We start from the raw sequence: 16,628 nt of genomic DNA, 5'->3' as shown, positions 1-16,628 counted from the left end.
GACAGCTTTTCCCGCACAAATACGGTTTCGCCGATTCGTTCGACACGCCAGCATGGAATGGCATCGAACGCGGGCGCACGCAATGCCTCTCCCGTACGAAGACTGAAGCAGGCGTGATGCCATGGGCAGCGCAACTCGTCGCCAAGCATCAATCCTTCAATGAGTGGCCCGCTGTAGTGCGAGCACGTGGCTCCGACCGCGAAGAATTCACCTCCGCGGCGCGCGAGGATCACGTCCTCCTGGCCGATGTGTCCCAGAAGCATTCCTCCGTCGGAAAGACGATCCGTCGAGACTCCCTTGCTGAAATCCGGCCCGCTCCCGCCTTCCATATTTCACCTGATTTCACCTGTCAGAATGTTGAATGGCGGCACGGCGATAATTAGTGCACCGACACCCGGCCTGCCTCGAAATTCCAGCTTGCGTGATCGCCCGTCTTGATCTTTGAGCCATCTCGGGAATTCCATCCTCTTTTTCTTCCAGAAGCACGCATTGTATTGGAGAGTGAGTCGGAGGTAACTAGGCATCCCCCTAAGCGAGATTATGTATCTCAGGATCGGGAACCACCGGTCACAACATGAAGTTCCCAAATGATGTCGGCTGCGACAACTAGGGTAGATGACAGGTGCGGAGCCACGGACAGAAATCGCAAGCTGGTATTCGTTTGAGGGGTTCAGCTTACTCGTACTCACACTGCGAGCGAGGAGTGAGACACGCTTCCGATACTGCACGAACGGGAACCGCACTGGACGGGAATTTGAAGAAGTGAAGTCCGGGGCGTGACGCGAAAGGGGACCGACACCATGAAAGCCGTACAGATCAGTCGATACGGGGCCGCGAATGTCTTGGAGCTGAATCAAGACGCACCAAAGGCCGTGTCTGGGAAGGAGCAGGTGCTGATCGAGGTGCACGCGGCAAGCATTAACCCCATCGATTGGAAGGTCCGCACCGGATACATGAAAGACGCGGTGCCGTTCACCATGCCCGCGACGTTAGGCGGAGATTGTTGCGGGGTCGTCGCCGCCCTTGGAGAGTCCGTTTCCGGCTTCAAAGTCGGAGACCGGGTGTATGGATATGCCAGTCTGTTATCCGGCGGATCGGGATCTTTCGCGGAATTTGTCGCGGCGAAATCGGGAACCCTGGCTCTTGCCCCGAGGAATGTCGGCGTTGTCGACGCGGCGGCGCTGCCGCTGGTCGGGGCCAGCGCGGTGCAAGCGATCGGCGAGCACATCAAACTTCAGCGCGGCCAGAAGATTCTCATACATGGCGGGGCCGGCGGCATCGGCAGCGTCGCCATTCAGTTGGCCAAGTCCATCGGCGCTCACGTGGCGACGACCGCGAGTGCCGAGGACAAGGCCTACGTGAAGGAGTTGGGCGCGGACGAGGTGATCGACTACAAAAGCGAAGCCTTCGAGGAAAAATTCCATGATCTGGACGCGGTGTTCGATACGGTCGGCGGCCCAACCACGGAGAAATCGTTCAAGGTCCTTAAAAAGGAGGGCACGCTGGTGACGATGCTGGGGCAGCCTGATGCCGGACTCGCGGAACAACATGGGGTGATGGCGATCGGCCAGCTCACCCATGTGACGACCGAGGTCTTGAAGCGGCTTGCTCAGCTCGTGGACACCGGCGCCGTCAAGGTTCACATCCATAAGGTGTTTCCTTTGGATCAGGTCAAAGAAGCGTTTGAACTCGTTGAAAACGGTCGGCCACGCGGCAAGGTAGTCTTGCAAATCAAGCGAGGATGATGCGCACGACCCGAGTGCTTCTGCTCTCGCCACAGGAGGCGGATGTCGGGCCGGGGGACGATGGGTTAGGGGACCGTAATATTCACAATGATTATCTATGTCGCAAACGCCGGCAGCCGTGACATCTCGGTACTGGAGATGAACGAGCGAGACGGCTCGATACGCCTGATAGGGAACGTCCCTGCTACCGGAGAGGTCATGCACCTGGCGACCGGTCCCGGACACCAATACTTGTACGCGTCATTGACCTCGGACCCGCCTTCGGTGAGCAGCTGGATCATCGATTCGAGCACCGGCAAGCTACGACCGGTACAAACCATACCTGCGGTCGACAAGATGGCGTATCTCTTCGTCGACCGGAGCGGGCGCTACCTTTTAGGGGCGTCATATTTCGGCGATAAGATTTCCGTTCACGCCGTCGGAGCTCGCGGCGAGATCAACCCAAAGCCGCAGTCCGTCATTTCGACCGGTAAGCATCCGCACTGTATCGTGACCGATCCATCCAATGCATTCGTGTTCGTCCCCACCCTGGGAGCCGATGCCATCGAACAGTATCGCTTCGCCGAGATGAGCGGGGAACTCACGCCGAACAGCCCGCCGGCTGTCGCAACTAAGAAGGGCGCCGGCCCACGCCATCTTGTGTTTCACCCCGATGGCCGCCTGGCGTTCTGCTCCAACGAACTTGACGGCACCGTGAACATGTATGACGTCGGCCGGTCAGGCACGCTCACCCAGCGCGGATCAATTTCGGTCATGCCTCCTGGATTTAAAAAGAAACCGTGGGCCGCCGACATCCACATAAGTCCGGACGGAAAATGTTTGTACATCTCCGAGCGCAGCTCGAGCACCATCGCGGCATTTCGGATCAACCACGACACACTGACGCTCATCGGACACTATCCGACCGAGGCGCAGCCGCGCGGCTTCAATATCGACCCCGGCGGGAAATATCTTCTCGCCGTCGGGGAACAATCGAATAGCTTGAGCACATACGAAATCGACGGGCGGACGGGAGCGCTGCGGCAGCGTGCCCGCGTGAATGTCGGTCAGGGGCCGAACTGGATCGAAATCATTCCATTGTCCAAGTGAGCGCGGCAAGGCCGAGGCATAGGCGTCCAGTAAGGCACCGTCGGCGGTGGGACAATCGGAGTGAAGGAGGTCCATATGGAACGCCATGAATCAGCCAATGTCTCGCGACGTCACATGTTGGGATGTATCACCGGCGGGCTTGTCGCCGCCGTCGCAGCGCCGGCGTTGGCGCAACAGGCGAGTGATAGGGAAGCGGCGAGCCGGATGCCGAAAGCGACCGAAAGTCGGAAACCGCCTCGGTATCCACAACCGCCTTTCCCTCGGCAATACCAGGAGCCGCCGGGCCTTGCAAGCAAGATGACACCGCGGCCGGATCATGGAGAGACGACCTATCAAGGGAATCGGCGGCTGGAAGGGCGCAAGGCGCTCGTGACCGGCGGCGATTCGGGAATCGGCCGGGCGGCGGTGATCGCTTTCGCGCGCGAGGGAGCCGACGTGGCAATCAACTACTTACCCGCTGAGGAACCGGACGCCCGCGAGGTGGTCCAGCTCATCAGGGACACGGGACGGAAGGCGGTGGCGCTGCCGGGAGATATTCGGAATGAGACGTTCTGCAATACACTGGTTGACGAAGCGGCCCGAGAGCTCGGCGGGCTCGATATTCTGGTGAACAATGCCGCCAGGCAGCAGGCTGCCGCGTCAATCCTCGACCTGACGACCGAGTCGTTTGACGCCACGTTCAAGACGAACGTCTACGCGATGTTTTGGATTACAAAGGCGGCACTTTCTCATCTCAAGCCGGGCTCGTGCATCATCAACACCACATCGGCCCAGGCGTATGAGCCATCCGCGCATCTCCTCGACTATGCACAGACGAAGTCGGCGATTGTGTCCTTCACTAAAGCGCTGGCTCAGCAACTCGGCCCGCGCGGGATCCGTGTGAACGCCGTCGCGCCGGGACCGGTGTGGACGCCGCTCGAGGTGAGTGGCGGGCTGCTCGACGGCATGGTCGAGACGTTCGGACAGGGCAAGCCGATCGGAGGACGCCCGGGCCAGCCGGCCGAACTGGCTTCCTTGTACGTGCTGCTGGCGTCCGAAGAGCCCGGCTACTCTTCAGGGCAAGTGTTCGGCGCAACGGGCGGCACAGGGGGACCTTGAGCAAGATCACATATCGATCCGTTACACATCGTCCGATGAAACTCTCCAGCGCTTGCGTTGTGGCATTGGTGCTCGGATTCCTTGTCGCGACAATCGGCTGTCAAAGTCTCGCAACGGCGCAGGCCATCATGGTGAGTCCTTCCACCATGCCGCGCATCGGCACCGTCGACGATCGATACCAATCGTACAACGTCGAGATGTTGGAGATCACCGGGGGCAATTTCTGGAAGCCCTATGGTCCGGAGCCGGATACTGCCCTCCGGCTCTCTGTGTCGCCGAAACACATACATTCCGGAACGTCGTCTTCAAGCGACGACACGCCCTCCGGAATGAACCCGGCTCTGTATCAATACCGGCCACCGATCGATCTCACTGATGCACGGTTGCGCAGGCTTGCGGCGGCCCTCGGGCCGGCTTATGTGCGCGTGAGCGGGACATGGGCCAACACGACCTATTTCCCCGAGACCGATCAGGCGCCATCGGCTCCGCCGGCCGGATTCAAGAGCGTCTTGTCCCACAAGCAGTGGAAAGGACTCATCGACTTTGCGAAGGCCGTGGATGCCGAGATCATCACGTCTTTTGCGAATGGGGCGGGGACACGAGATTCCACGGGAGCCTGGACGACGGAGCAGGCGGAACGCCTTCTTGCGTACACCGGGTCGGTCGGAGGCCGTATCGCCGCTGCCGAGTTCATGAACGAGCCGAACCTTGCCGCGATGGGTGGAGCGCCGGACGACTATACCTCGGCGGACTTCGGACGGGATTTCAAGATTTTTGCCTCCTTCGCTCGAACAGAGATTCCGGACATGCTCATCCTTGGTCCGGGATCGGTCGGCGAGACGACCGGCACATGGGGCGTGGCCTATGGTGGAATGCCGATCCTGGAGACGCGCGACCTGCTGACGGCATCAAGGCAGGCCGCGGTGGACGCGTTCTCATATCATCACTATGGAGCCAGCTCGCTGCGATGCGCGGCCATGGGGATGCAGACCACGATCGAAGCCGCGCTGTCGGAGAAGTGGCTCAGGCGCACGGACGAGACCCTCGCCTACTACAAGGAGTTGCGTGATGAGTTCCAGCCGGGAGCGCCGTTCTGGCTCACTGAAACGGCGGACGCCGCATGCGGGGGCAATCCGTGGGCCCGCTCGTTTCTGGACGTCTTCCGCTATCTTGACCAGCTCGGTCGCCTGGCGAAACAGAATGTCCAGGTAGTTGCACACAACACCCTGGCGGCGAGCGACTACGGGCTCCTCCACGATAAGACGTTGGAGCCGACGCCGAATTATTGGGGAGCATTGCTCTGGCGGAGGCTCATGGGCACGACCGTGCTGGAATCGGGTATCCCGATCCAGGCGGGCCTGCATCTCTACGCCCACTGCCTACGCAACCAGCCCGGTGGTGTGGCGTTGTTGGCAATCAATAACGGCAGGACGCCGACCACGATCACCCTCCCGATACCAACGGCGCGATACACACTGACGGCGGAGCATGTAACGGCCATGCAAGTCCGGTTGAACGGACGGCCGGTAGGGTTGCAGGTGACGGAAGAACTGCCTCTTTTGCGATCCGAGCCCATCCCGGCGGGATCAGTGGAACTCCCTTCGTCGAGCATTACGTTCCTCGCCGTGCCTGAGGCAGGAAACAGGCACTGTCCCGGGCACGCATGAGCGATCTGGACGACGTGTCGACGCGGCGCGCGCCGAATCGGAAACATTCTGATGGACTGCCGGAATGTGATGGCGCTGCGATGATACGGTCGAGTGTTAGGAGCGATTGACCTCGTAGCAATTGAAACACCATGGCGACTTCCAGTAATCCGAAAGAAGGAGGAATCCATGGACACGTACTTCTTGCCGACCGACCCTTCGATCGCAAGCCGGTCCATGACATCTTTCCGGATGATTGGAAGAACCCGTCGACCGCCGCATTCTATGACCTGCTCATCGCCGGAGAAGGCACCCAGGCATGAGGCCGCGGTTGTTTTCGACCGGCGCTAGGCATCACCGTGAACGACCGGCTCCGGACGCGTAATCCCAATATTCACGCGATTCCCTTCCGCTCTACCCTCACACACGTCGTCCGAACTTGCCCAAATCGCGGTGCGGAACGCCATTGCTCCCGTACCGTCCATCCGTTTCCCGACCCTAGGCGGAGACGATTCGCGCGGCGGCAGCTGCTTTCCGCGCCAGGCCGGATTACAGGAATCCGTGCCGTTTCCCCTCACGGCGCTGTGAACCGGTCGTCATGATCGATAGCGAAAGCGGTAGTGCGGTAGTATAGAGCCACAATGAACGCCGCAGTCCTGGATGAATCGACCGAACCCTACCGCCGAAGCGCTGACCAAGTGGTGGTCGAGCTCAACACGGATCCGCAGCGCGGCTTGAGCGATACGGAAGCGCGAGCCCGCCTCGTGACCTACGGCAAGAACGAATTAACGGCCGAGCAGCCGGTTCCGGGCTGGAGAAGGTTCCTTGCTCAATTCCAAGATGTCCTGGTCATTCTGCTCCTCGTGGCAACCGTGATTTCCGCGGCGCTGTGGATCTACGAGCGGGATTCGGCGCTTCCCTACGAGGCCATGGCGATCTTCGCGGTCGTCCTGCTCAATGCCATTATGGGCTACGTCCAGCAGGCGCGGGCGGAAGAAGCCGTGGCGGCGTTGCGCCGCATGTCGGCGGCACAGGCCGGAGTCATTCGAAACGGAGAGCGGCAGCGCATCCCGGCGGATGAGGTGGTACCGGGCGATATTCTCCTCGTCGAGGAAGGCGATACGATTCCAGCCGACGCGCGATTGATTCACTCGGCGGCGCTGCAAACTTCGGAAGCGCCGCTGACGGGCGAAAGCCTCCCGGTTTCCAAAGATACCGCCGTCATTCAGGCGGCCGCCGGCGTGGGAGATCGATACAATATGGTCTTCAGCGGCACGGCGGCGACCTATGGACATGGGCGGGCGGTGGTCACCGCAACGGGCATGCGGACCCAGATGGGTCGGGTTGCCATGATGTTGAAGGAAGCTCCGGCGGAAACCACTCCCTTGCAAAAGGAGCTGGACCGTGTCGGCCGGATGCTTGGCGCGGTCGTCATCGCGATCGCCGTTCTGATGATCGGCACGATTCTGTCCGTTGAGCATGTCCGCGATCTCTCGACGATCGTTGATGTCCTGATCTTCGGCGTCGCGCTCGCGGTTGCGGCAGTGCCCGAAAGCCTGCCGGCGGTGGTCACGGCCGTGCTGTCTGTCGGCGTCCAGCGCATGGTGAAACGGAACGCCATCGTTCGCCGGCTTGCCGCCGTCGAGACCCTCGGGTCCGCGACCGTCATCGCGTCCGACAAGACCGGCACACTCACCAAGAACGAGATGACGGTGCGTCGGCTTGTCACCGCGAGCGGGGGCGTGAACTTCAGCGGCATCGGGTACGCTCCGGAAGGCGAAGTCCGGCAAGACGACGGAGAGCAGATCTCGGGCGCGCTCCGCTCCGAGATCATTCGCGCGCTCGCCGCCGCCGATAGGGCCAACAATGCCGTGCTGCAAGAGCGCGACGGAAGCTGGACGGCGCAGGGCGACCCCACCGAAGCCGCCTTGATCGTTGCGGCACGGAAGGCCGGACTCGAAAAAGAGGCGCTCGACGCGCGCTTCGCCCGGCTCGCGGAAGTGCCGTTCTCGTCCGACCGGAAGCTGATGAGTACGATCCACAGCGACGCCGACAGCCACGAACGCCTTGTGGCCTTTACCAAAGGAGCACCGGACGTCCTGCTCGCGCGCTGTCCACATGAACTCGTCGGAGAAGAGACCATGCCCTTGACCGACGCGCGCCGGGGAAAACTCAGGGAGACGAACGAAGAGTTGGCCGGCGCCGGGCTCCGGACTCTGGCGGTGGCCTTTCGGTCTTTCCCAAAGGAAGGTTTCAAGCCGGAGGCCGTCGATCAACGTGTCGAGCAGAATCTCATCTTTCTCGGATTGATCGGCATGATGGACCCGCCGCGAACGGAAGCGCGACCGGCTGTGGCGCTCGCGCAGAACGCCGGCATTCGCGTCATGATGATCACGGGCGATCATCCCAAGACCGCCGTGGCCATCGCCACGGAACTCGGCATCACGCCGACCGAGCGCGCCGTGACAGGCGCGCAACTCGAGCACATATCCGACGAGGCGCTCGAGCGGACGGTTCAAGAAGTGTCGATCTATGCACGCGTCAGCCCGGAACACAAACTGCGAATCGTGAAGGGGTTGCAACGCAAGGGTGCCACGGTTGCGATGACGGGTGACGGCGTCAATGACGCGCCCGCGCTGAAGACCTCCGACATCGGGGTGGCGATGGGAAGAAGCGGAACGGATGTGTCTCGGCAAGCGGCCGACATGATCCTGGCCGACGACAACTTCGCAACCGTGGTCGCGGCGGTGGAGGAAGGCCGGTCGATCTTCTCGAACATCCGGAAGTTTCTGCGGTATCTCCTTTCCTCGAACATCGGCGAAGTCATGACCATGTTCTTCGGCGTGTTGTTGGCGGACGTGATCGGCCTGACCACGGAAAGTGGAAGCGGCGTCGTCGTGCCGCTCGTGGCGACGCAAATTCTATGGCTCAACCTGGTGACCGACGGCGCGCCTGCGCTTGCGTTGGGCATGGATCCGAGCGATGCCGGGCTCATGAAGGAGGCGCCGCGGCCGCGAGACGAACGGGTCGTCACCGGCCGCATGTGGCGGGGGATCATCTTTGTCGGTGTGATCATGGCCCTGGGAACGTTGATCATTCTGGATGCCAGCCTGCCGGGCGGCTTCATCGAAGGCACCGGTACAATGCGGTACGCGCAGACTATGGCATTCAATACCCTGGTTTTCTTTTCGCTCTTCACCGTGTTCAACGCCCGTTCCGATGAACGAAGCGCGTTTGTCGGCATGTTCTCCAACCCGTGGCTCTTGGGCGCGGTCGCGTTGTCGATCCTGTTGCAGCTTGCGGTAATCTACGTTCCGATCCTACAACAGGCATTTTCAACGGTGAGCCTGAGCGCCGGCGATTGGATGAAATGCGCGGCCGTTGGAAGCTCGGTGCTGTGGTTCCGGGAATTGAGCAAGCTCTTCAGCGGCGAAAAACATTCTCCTTCGCGGGCGTATTCCGATGATGCCAGCCGACGTCCCGTCCCCTGAACGATTCGGCGGATTCCGCGACACCTTCTGATCCGGAATGGCGTCCCGCGGCGACTTCTGCCATCTGTTCATGGCTACGGACTAGGGAATGGCCGAGTTCAGGGAGTCTCCTGCTGTGGTAGTCATCACTCCTGGATGTCTCGCGAAATCGAGAGGGCGCTTACCCGGACTTCGGGATGCGTCCAACGAACATGTGGAAGGGCGGCGACCAGTCAACTCGCGACAGCGCCACGCCCGGTAGCCTGAAGGAGAACTCGACATGGAAACACGGCAAATCGGATCGCTCAGCGTGTCGGTCGTGGGATTGGGATGCAATAACTTTGGAAGACGCCTGGATGCCGAACGAACGGCGGCGGTGGTGCAGGCCGCGCTCGATGCAGGCATCACGTTTTTCGACACGGCCGACATCTATGGCGGCACCAGAAGCGAGGAATTCCTCGGCCGCGCGTTGGGACGCCGCCGCAACGATATCGTGCTGGCTACCAAATTCGGCATGCAGGTGGATGAACAACGGACCGGCGCGAAACCGGCCTATGTTCGCCGGGCGGTCGAGGACAGCCTGCGACGTCTTGGAACCGATTGTATCGATCTCTACCAACTGCATCAGCCGGACCCGACCACGCCGATCGCAGACACCCTCGGCGCGCTCGATGAGCTCGTGCGGGCCGGCAAGGTACGGGAGATCGGCTGCTCTAATTTCTCCGCGAACGAGCTTCGCGCGGCGAGGGGAGCCGCGGGGTCGGACGCGGCGCGGTTCGTCAGCGTCCAAAATGAGTACAGTCTCCTGCAGCGGGATCCGGAGCGTGACGTTCTGGACGAATGTAGGCGCGTGGGTATGGCATTCATCCCCTATTTTCCGCTGGCCAGCGGTCTGCTCACCGGCAAGTATCGGCATGGCCAACCACCTCCCCAAGGGAGCCGGCTTCAATCTCAATTCGGCGAGGAGCCCTTCACGGAGGAGAATCTTCTCTTGGTGGAAGAGCTCCTCAGATTTGCGGATTCGCGGGGACATACGCTGGTAGAACTCGCCGTTTCGTGGTTGGCCTCGCGGCCAACGGTCGCCTCGGTCATTGCCGGCGCGACATCACCTGAACAAGTAAAAACCAATGCTGCCGCCGCCGGCTGGCGGTTGACCGACACAGAGCTTGCCGAGATCGAGGCGATCTTGTCGCAGGCGGCTCAGGCCTCCGGCTCTTGATGAAGGTCGCGCTCATTGGAGGCGGTATTGATAGTCGCTGGGATGAAGGAGGTCACCACCGGAATCCTGATCAACACTTCTCCACCGACGCGAACGAGCGAGTCGGATTTCGACGCAAGATCATGCGTGGTTCGGATGGATAAAGTTGGCAGACTTGCGCAGGTTCGGTAGCGACCCACTGTGGGATCTATTGAAGAATACCCGCCGACTCATTCATAGTACCTCCTGCGGTATGAGACGATGCAAGGAAGTTCACATTCAGAGGGGAAACCATGACCAATAAATGCGCACATCCGGCGTGCAGCTGTCGCGTTCAGGAAAAGTGGTCATATTGTAGCCCCAAGTGCGCGTCGGGCAATCCCGGCAATGCCAGATGTGACTGTGGTCACGGTGGATGCAAAGGACGCTGATCCGCTACTTGAAGGGGGCAAGCGTATCGAGGAAGGTCGTGTTATGGAAACAAGGCGATGCCGTCGAAAATGGGCTCGAAGCGCGCCGGCGCATTCGCAAACGAAGGCGTTGCCGGGTATATGACATACATGTGTTGGAGGGCGCAGGATGAACACTGATCTCGAGAAGGTCAAGAAGCTGGCGAAGGATCTCCGGAAGACGTACCCCCGTAGCCCTCGGGAAAAACTCGGCGGCTATGTGATTGCGGCGCGGTGCGTCGACAAGTGCCGGGCATTCCTCGTGAACATGAACGGCGAGTACAACTATTGGCCCTGTTCCTTGGCGAGCCAATGGTTCGCGTTTACAGGGATCACACCGGAACAATTCCAGCAAGCCGTCGCGACCGGCGACTCCGATGACGACCTGGCCCGATGGATCAACGCCCACTCCAAGGTGAAAGACCAGGACGAGGTGCTGAAATGGAATAATCGGCTGCGCGACATGAGGCTCAGCGATATGAGTCTCCAGGCGCAGCAATATCTCGAAGAATACATTCCCACATGCGTGCCCAATCATCGACCGGTCTATGTGTGGTTCGACGTGTACGACTTGGAAGAAAAACGATTTTAGATGGTGGCGTTGTGTTGGGCGGGCATGCTATCGATTGATTGTCGATCATTGCCTGGGTCATGGACAGGACTATCAGGCATAGAGGCAATGCCCCGTACAAAAGGATTTCGCGGAAGGTCGGTTGTCGGCGGATGCTCCGGCATGTGTCGGTGACGCATGCGCAAGAGGCCGAGACGACCGGAGGACGGAATGGATTCCGGATGAATCGCCGCCGAATCTGTCCGGTATGAAATCATGGCCTATCTACCCATCGAAGACTACGGCATCATCGGCAACATGCGCACGGCGGCGCTCGTCGGCCTGAACGGATCGATCGATTGGCTGTGCCTTCCGCATTTCGACTCACCCAGTGTATTTGCGGCCATTCTCGACGATGAGAAAGGCGGCCGGTTCGAAATCACAGTCGTGGGCACGGACTTACCCCCAAAGCAGCTCTACTGGCCGGATACCAACGTGCTCGTGACGCGTTTCTATGCGACGGGCGGCGTTGCGGAGATTCTGGATTTTATGCCGGCCGGTCTGCCGCCGGAGTCGCCTTGGCACCATCAACTCATCCGTCGGGTGCGGGTGACACAGGGGAGTATGGAGTTTCAAGTCCGCTGTCACCCTGCCTTCAATTATGCCCGAACATCTCACCAGACGCGGGTGACGAAGCGAGGAGCCAGTTTTCATTCGCCGGATCTCAGTCTAGGGCTGGCGACAGATATTCCCCTGACGCCGGATGATCGAGGAGTCCGGGCGGTATTTCCCCTGCAAGAAGGGCAGTCGGCGGTGTTCGTCCTCGGGCCCATTGAAGCTGATGAAAGCTGCCGCTCTCGGCCGTCGTCTGGAGAGGCCGATGAATTGTTCGAACATACCGTGAAGTATTGGCGCCGATGGCTTTCCCGCTGCACGTACACCGGTCGATGGAGAGAAATGGTCCACCGTTCCGCCCTCTGCTTGAAGCTCCTCACGTTCGAGCCGACCGGCGCCATCGTCGCCGCGCCGACCTGTAGTTTGCCGGAAAGCCCGGGCGGCGTTCGTAATTGGGACTATCGGTACACGTGGATGCGCGATGCCGCGTTCACCGTCTATGGCTTCCTGAAGATCGGGTTCACCGAGGAAGCGGACCGCTTCTTGAAATGGTTGGGGGAACGCGCCAAGGAGGTCGAGGCTGACGGAACGCTGCAGATCGTCTATGGAATCGACGGCCGTCACGATTTGACGGAGCAAACACTCGATCATTTGGAAGGCTATCGCGGGGCGAAACCCGTGCGGATCGGCAACGGCGCGTATAATCAGTTGCAGCTGGACATCTACGGCGAACTGCTCGACGCCGTCTATCTGTACAATAAACATGTGATGCCGATCGGTTACGACGCCTGGTCGAGGATCAGACGCCGGCTCGACTGGCTCTGTGACAACTGGCAGCAGCCGGATGAAGGAATTTGGGAAACGAGGGGCGGACGCCGGCAATTCGTGTATTCCAAATTGATGTGTTGGGTGGCGATGGACCGCGGCCTTCGCTTGGCGGACAAACGCTCATTTCCCGCCGATCGCGCTCGTTGGCTGCGCGTTCGGGATCAGATTTACGAGGAGATCATGCAGCGGGGATGGAACGCCGAACGTCGGGCGTTCGTTCAACATTACGACAGCGACTCGTTGGACGCTTCGAATCTCATCATGCCGCTCGTGTTTTTTCTTTCACCGAACGATCCGAGGATGCTCGATACCCTGGCGGCGATCACGCGCTCACCGAAATCCGGCGGACTGGTATCCGATGGCTTGGTCTATCGGTATGACAGCGAAACGGGGGAAGACGGCCTTCATGGGAAAGAGGGCACCTTCAATATGTGCACGTTTTGGCTGGTGGAAGCTCTGGCGAGAGCCGGACGCGTCGATCGCGCCAAGAGTAACGAGGCGCGCCTGCTGTTCGAACGGATGTTGGGGTATGCCAACCACGTGGGACTGTATTCCGAAGAGATCGGAAACGGCGGGGAGGCATTGGGTAATTTCCCGCAAGCCTTCACGCACTTGTCCCTGATCAGCGCCGCCTTCAATCTTGATCGGACATTGGGGAAGAAGAATTAGTTGGCCGGCCTCTTGGCCACCAAAATACGACGGCTGCGGTTTTTTCCAGTGGACCATGGTAGGCAATCCATGGCCTCCGATCGGCGGCGTGGCGAACGTGGTTGCAACGCCGCAGCGATAAACCGTCGCATTTCCGATCCATCGCAACACGGAGATTCAATGTCTTTTGAACGTTCGGTTGATGTTGCCATTCTCGGCGCGGGAACCGCCGGGTTATCCGCGCTGCGTGAAGTGCGTAAAGTGACCGACAATTTTTTGCTCATCAATGGCGGACCAGCAGGCACCACATGCGCGCGTGTCGGCTGCATGCCATCGAAGGCGCTCATTCAAACGGCCCATGACTTTTATCGTCGCCATATCTTCGCCGCCGAAGGAATCCGGAATGGTGTGGGACTGCAGGTTGATCCGCCTACGGTCATGGCGCATGTGCGCACGCTACGCGATTATTTCGTCGATGGGGTAGTGAAAGGCCTCGAAGGTCTGGGGCCTCGCTATCTGGAAGGCTACGCACATTTTTGCGAACCCACGGTGTTGGAAGTCGACGGTCGACTCGTGCATACGAAAAAAACCATCATTGCCACGGGATCGGCACCTGTTATCCCAATATCCTGGCGCACGCTTGGTGACCGGCTTCTCACCAGTGACACGTTCTTTGAGCAACCAACGTTGCCTGCCTCCATGGCGGTGGTCGGATTAGGCATTATCGGCGTGGAGCTGGGGCAAGCCTGCGCCCAGTTGGGCGTGGTGGTCACCGGCTTTGATCTTCAGGATCAGGTGGCAGGGTTGACCGACCCCGAGGTGAACACCTATATGCGCAGCCGTTTGCAACAGGACATGCCGCTGTACACGGGGAGCGCGGCAGAAGTTGAGGCAGACGGAGATGGCGTGCAAGTGCGGAGCGCGGACCAGACAGTCCGGGCCGAGGCCGTCCTCGCCAGCCTGGGCCGATCTCCGCAATTGGATCAGTTAAGGCTTGATAAGCTGGGCGTGTCCTGCGATGAACGCGGTGTTCCGAACTACGATCCCACGACCTTGCAAGTGCGGCAGTTGCCGATCTTTATCGCTGGAGACGTGAACGGCGAGCGACCGTTGTTGCATGAGGCAGCCGATGAGGGGCGGATCGCCGGCTATAACAGCGTCCGAGAGGATCCGCATTGTTTTGAGCGACGAGTGCCGTTGAACATTGTCTTTTCGACACCACAGGTAGCAATCGTGGGAAAATCGTTCGCTGAGGTCCAACAACAGGACCACGTCATTGGCGCCGTGTCCTTTGCCGCTCAAGGGCGGGCCACGATCATGGCGCAGCAGGGTGGACTGTTGCGCGTGTACGGACAGCCGCAGAGCGGGCAACTGCTTGGAGCAGAACTGGCGGCGCCGGATGGCGAACATCTGGCGCATCTCTTGGCGTGGGCGATCCAACGGGAGATGACCGTCTTCGAGTTGCTCCGCATGCCCTTTTATCATCCCACGGTGGAAGAGGGGTTACGCACGGCGTTGCGCAACCTGGCCATGCAGGTCCGCACGCAACCCTCCTCTTTCGACCTCGCGCTGTGCGAAAGCAGCGCGGTCGCAATGATGGAGTGAGAGGCCTACTTTTCGATCTATAAGCAGACACTTGGATGCATGCGACACAATGTGGAAATAACCGGGTGTTTACGGAAGAGAAGAAGCGGTGAATAATATTCGAGCCGGGCGTTGATCAGCGCCGCCTTCAATCTTGATCGGACGTTGGGGAAGAAGGCGTGGCCTCAATTGCTAATTCCCAACGAGCATAGCAGGATATTGAAAAGGTCTTCCAGCTTCGTTTCTCGCAGGACATTGCCGGCTCACCGTCCCGGCGGTTGTAGCCGGAAGCTGGATCTGTCATATAAATAGAGCGTTCCAGAGAACACCTCTGAAACAGAAGGAAGAGAGTTCGTCTATCAACCCAGGAGGAGGCATATCGTGAATGGTTCATTGAGAGAGAGACAGGGATCCATTACCGACTCGAGAAGAAGCGCCCTGCCGCGCAATCTGATTCTGATCGGTTCGATCGTATTGAGCGTATTCTTTGCGCCCTATGGGTTCGCCGACGAGGGTCATGACCAAGGCGCGGCGACTCATATGAAGATCAGCGGCGTCATCGCCAAGGTACAGGCGACTCATGTCGACATCAAGACTCCTTGGGGCCAGATGAAAATCGCCTCCGAGGTGCTTCCCCAGGGCCTCGAAGTGGGGGAAGAAGTCGAGATGTGGGTGGACGAAAACAACACCGTGATCGATGTGCATCGCAAGGGTGATCCAAGTCATGCCCATAAGTTCGTGACGGGCAATCTGACCTACACCTCCACGGACAAGACGGAGATCACGTTGCGCACCCCCGAAGGCGAAAAGAACTTCGACGTGCAGACCGGCATGTCGAAGCTGTCGGTTATCGAGGAAGGCAGCTCTGTCACGGTCGAGGTCAACGAAGAAGGCAAAGTCATCGACGTGCATCGATTTAATGTGGAGATGACGTTCAATAGGCAGCCGCGCACCAAGGCCGGCTTCCATATTGCGGCGCATGGCATCGTGGACAAGATTCAGTCCGGTGTCGTTGCCGTCAAGACCCCCGCCGCCACGTATCGCCTCAATCAGAAGTCCATGCCCCCCGGCATCAAGGTCGGGGACGAGATCTCGTTGTGGATCAACCCGGAGGGGATGGTCGTCGACCATCACATGAAGGGCCATGCCCGTGCGCATCGGCTGGTTTCCGGGAAGCTGATTTACGTCGGCAAGACCAAGAAAGAGATCAAGCTCTGGACGCCGGAGGGCGAGAAGGTATTTCCACTCGAACGACTCGAAGTGAAGACCAAACCGATCAAGGAAGGCTCGACGATCACCATCGAACTGAACGAAGAGGGAACGGTCGTCAACCTCTGGAAGTCGTGACCCGTCGTTCGATTGTCATGGCATGAAACACTGTTCATGCACAAACGTGTGTGATCCGGCATCGTTAATCGCCGCGTGATGGCGCTTCGATGCGCGAAAGGAGCACGAAACGCCATCACTTCATGCTTGATGTCGGGGATCATTCAAAGAGGTGCGACATGATTCACATCATTCTGATGTCACTGATCGTGGGCCTGTTGTCATTGGGAGCCGGTGTCGACGGTCGGGCGGACGATCACGGCGGCGGCCAGCTCACGATCGTGAGCCCGAAGAAGGGGGAGGTGATCAAAGGAGATTCCGTCGAGGTGCGGCACAAGCTTTCGAAGGAAACGCAAGCAAGGCACATCCCTTGTTACGTGGG

The 16,628-nt window shown here is 59.7% G+C and carries 13 protein-coding genes; 12 read left to right on the top strand and 1 reads right to left on the bottom strand.

Annotated elements, in window-relative coordinates:
* The coding region (locus tag ACOSYY_RS15040) for a Rieske 2Fe-2S domain-containing protein (protein ID WP_421663358.1) at positions 1-329 on the bottom strand (329 nt) is incomplete at its 3' end.
* 471 nt (positions 330-800) lie between these two features.
* On the opposite strand from ACOSYY_RS15040, the gene ACOSYY_RS15035 reads away from it, so the two are divergent.
* The 12 genes from ACOSYY_RS15035 to ACOSYY_RS14980 form a co-directional block, all read left to right on the top strand.
* The gene (locus ACOSYY_RS15035; protein ID WP_421663356.1) at positions 801-1,745 is read left to right on the top strand and encodes an NADP-dependent oxidoreductase; all 945 of its coding nucleotides are present in this window, start codon (positions 801-803) and stop codon (positions 1,743-1,745) included.
* Between the two features lie 87 nt (positions 1,746-1,832).
* Entirely contained in the window at positions 1,833-2,834 is a 1,002-nt protein-coding gene (locus tag ACOSYY_RS15030) for a lactonase family protein (RefSeq protein WP_421663354.1), read from the top strand.
* Between the two features lie 75 nt (positions 2,835-2,909).
* Complete coding sequence (locus ACOSYY_RS15025) at positions 2,910-3,932, top strand: SDR family oxidoreductase (RefSeq protein ID WP_421663352.1); 1,023 nt, start codon at positions 2,910-2,912, stop codon at positions 3,930-3,932.
* Positions 3,929-5,599: a hypothetical protein gene (locus tag ACOSYY_RS15020; protein ID WP_421663351.1), complete on the top strand. Its 1,671-nt coding sequence runs from the start codon at positions 3,929-3,931 to the stop codon at positions 5,597-5,599. The genes ACOSYY_RS15025 and ACOSYY_RS15020 overlap by 4 nt, the downstream gene beginning before the upstream one ends.
* Before the next feature lie 131 nt (positions 5,600-5,730).
* Positions 5,731-5,901 (top strand): hypothetical protein, encoded by a 171-nt coding sequence (locus ACOSYY_RS15015; RefSeq protein ID WP_421663349.1) that lies wholly within the window; start codon positions 5,731-5,733, stop codon positions 5,899-5,901.
* Positions 5,902-6,219: 318 nt separating this feature from the next.
* Entirely contained in the window at positions 6,220-9,069 is a 2,850-nt protein-coding gene (locus ACOSYY_RS15010; protein WP_421663347.1) for a cation-translocating P-type ATPase, read from the top strand.
* Positions 9,070-9,328: 259 nt separating this feature from the next.
* A complete protein-coding gene (locus tag ACOSYY_RS15005; RefSeq protein WP_421663346.1) occupies positions 9,329-10,267 on the top strand; it encodes an aldo/keto reductase in 939 nt (312 codons plus the stop codon).
* 558 nt (positions 10,268-10,825) lie between these two features.
* Positions 10,826-11,287 carry a DUF5069 domain-containing protein gene (locus ACOSYY_RS15000; protein ID WP_421663345.1) on the top strand — a complete coding sequence of 154 codons (462 nt, stop codon included), beginning with the start codon at positions 10,826-10,828 and terminating at the stop codon, positions 11,285-11,287.
* Positions 11,288-11,521: 234 nt separating this feature from the next.
* Positions 11,522-13,357, top strand: a complete 1,836-nt coding sequence (locus tag ACOSYY_RS14995) for a glycoside hydrolase family 15 protein (RefSeq protein ID WP_421663344.1) — start codon at positions 11,522-11,524, stop codon at positions 13,355-13,357.
* Positions 13,358-13,516: 159 nt separating this feature from the next.
* Positions 13,517-14,941 carry a dihydrolipoyl dehydrogenase gene (locus ACOSYY_RS14990; RefSeq protein WP_421663343.1) on the top strand — a complete coding sequence of 475 codons (1,425 nt, stop codon included), beginning with the start codon at positions 13,517-13,519 and terminating at the stop codon, positions 14,939-14,941.
* Positions 14,942-15,301: 360 nt separating this feature from the next.
* Positions 15,302-16,267: a hypothetical protein gene (locus tag ACOSYY_RS14985; RefSeq protein WP_421663342.1), complete on the top strand. Its 966-nt coding sequence runs from the start codon at positions 15,302-15,304 to the stop codon at positions 16,265-16,267.
* Positions 16,268-16,425: 158 nt separating this feature from the next.
* A partial coding sequence (locus tag ACOSYY_RS14980; RefSeq protein WP_421663341.1) for a hypothetical protein occupies positions 16,426-16,628 on the top strand: 203 nt, incomplete at its 3' end.

It is taken from the genome of Nitrospira sp. BLG_2, assembly GCF_049222245.1.
Note: the sequence above shows the minus strand (reverse complement) of the source record. Positions and strands in the feature narration are given on the sequence as shown.

Bases quoted from the DNA above. Each gene is read 5' to 3' on its own strand.
- ACOSYY_RS15035 (WP_421663356.1), top strand. From the start codon at position 801: ATGAAAGCCGTACAGATCAGTCGATACGGGGCCGCGAATGTCTTGGAG.
- ACOSYY_RS15015 (WP_421663349.1), top strand. From the start codon at position 5,731: ATGGCGACTTCCAGTAATCCGAAAGAAGGAGGAATCCATGGACACGTA.
- ACOSYY_RS14990 (WP_421663343.1), top strand. From the start codon at position 13,517: ATGTCTTTTGAACGTTCGGTTGATGTTGCCATTCTCGGCGCGGGAACC.
- ACOSYY_RS15005 (WP_421663346.1), top strand. From the start codon at position 9,329: ATGGAAACACGGCAAATCGGATCGCTCAGCGTGTCGGTCGTGGGATTG.
- ACOSYY_RS15030 (WP_421663354.1), top strand. From the start codon at position 1,833: ATGATTATCTATGTCGCAAACGCCGGCAGCCGTGACATCTCGGTACTG.
- ACOSYY_RS15000 (WP_421663345.1), top strand. From the start codon at position 10,826: ATGAACACTGATCTCGAGAAGGTCAAGAAGCTGGCGAAGGATCTCCGG.
- ACOSYY_RS14995 (WP_421663344.1), top strand. From the start codon at position 11,522: ATGGCCTATCTACCCATCGAAGACTACGGCATCATCGGCAACATGCGC.
- ACOSYY_RS15025 (WP_421663352.1), top strand. From the start codon at position 2,910: ATGGAACGCCATGAATCAGCCAATGTCTCGCGACGTCACATGTTGGGA.
- ACOSYY_RS15010 (WP_421663347.1), top strand. From the start codon at position 6,220: ATGAACGCCGCAGTCCTGGATGAATCGACCGAACCCTACCGCCGAAGC.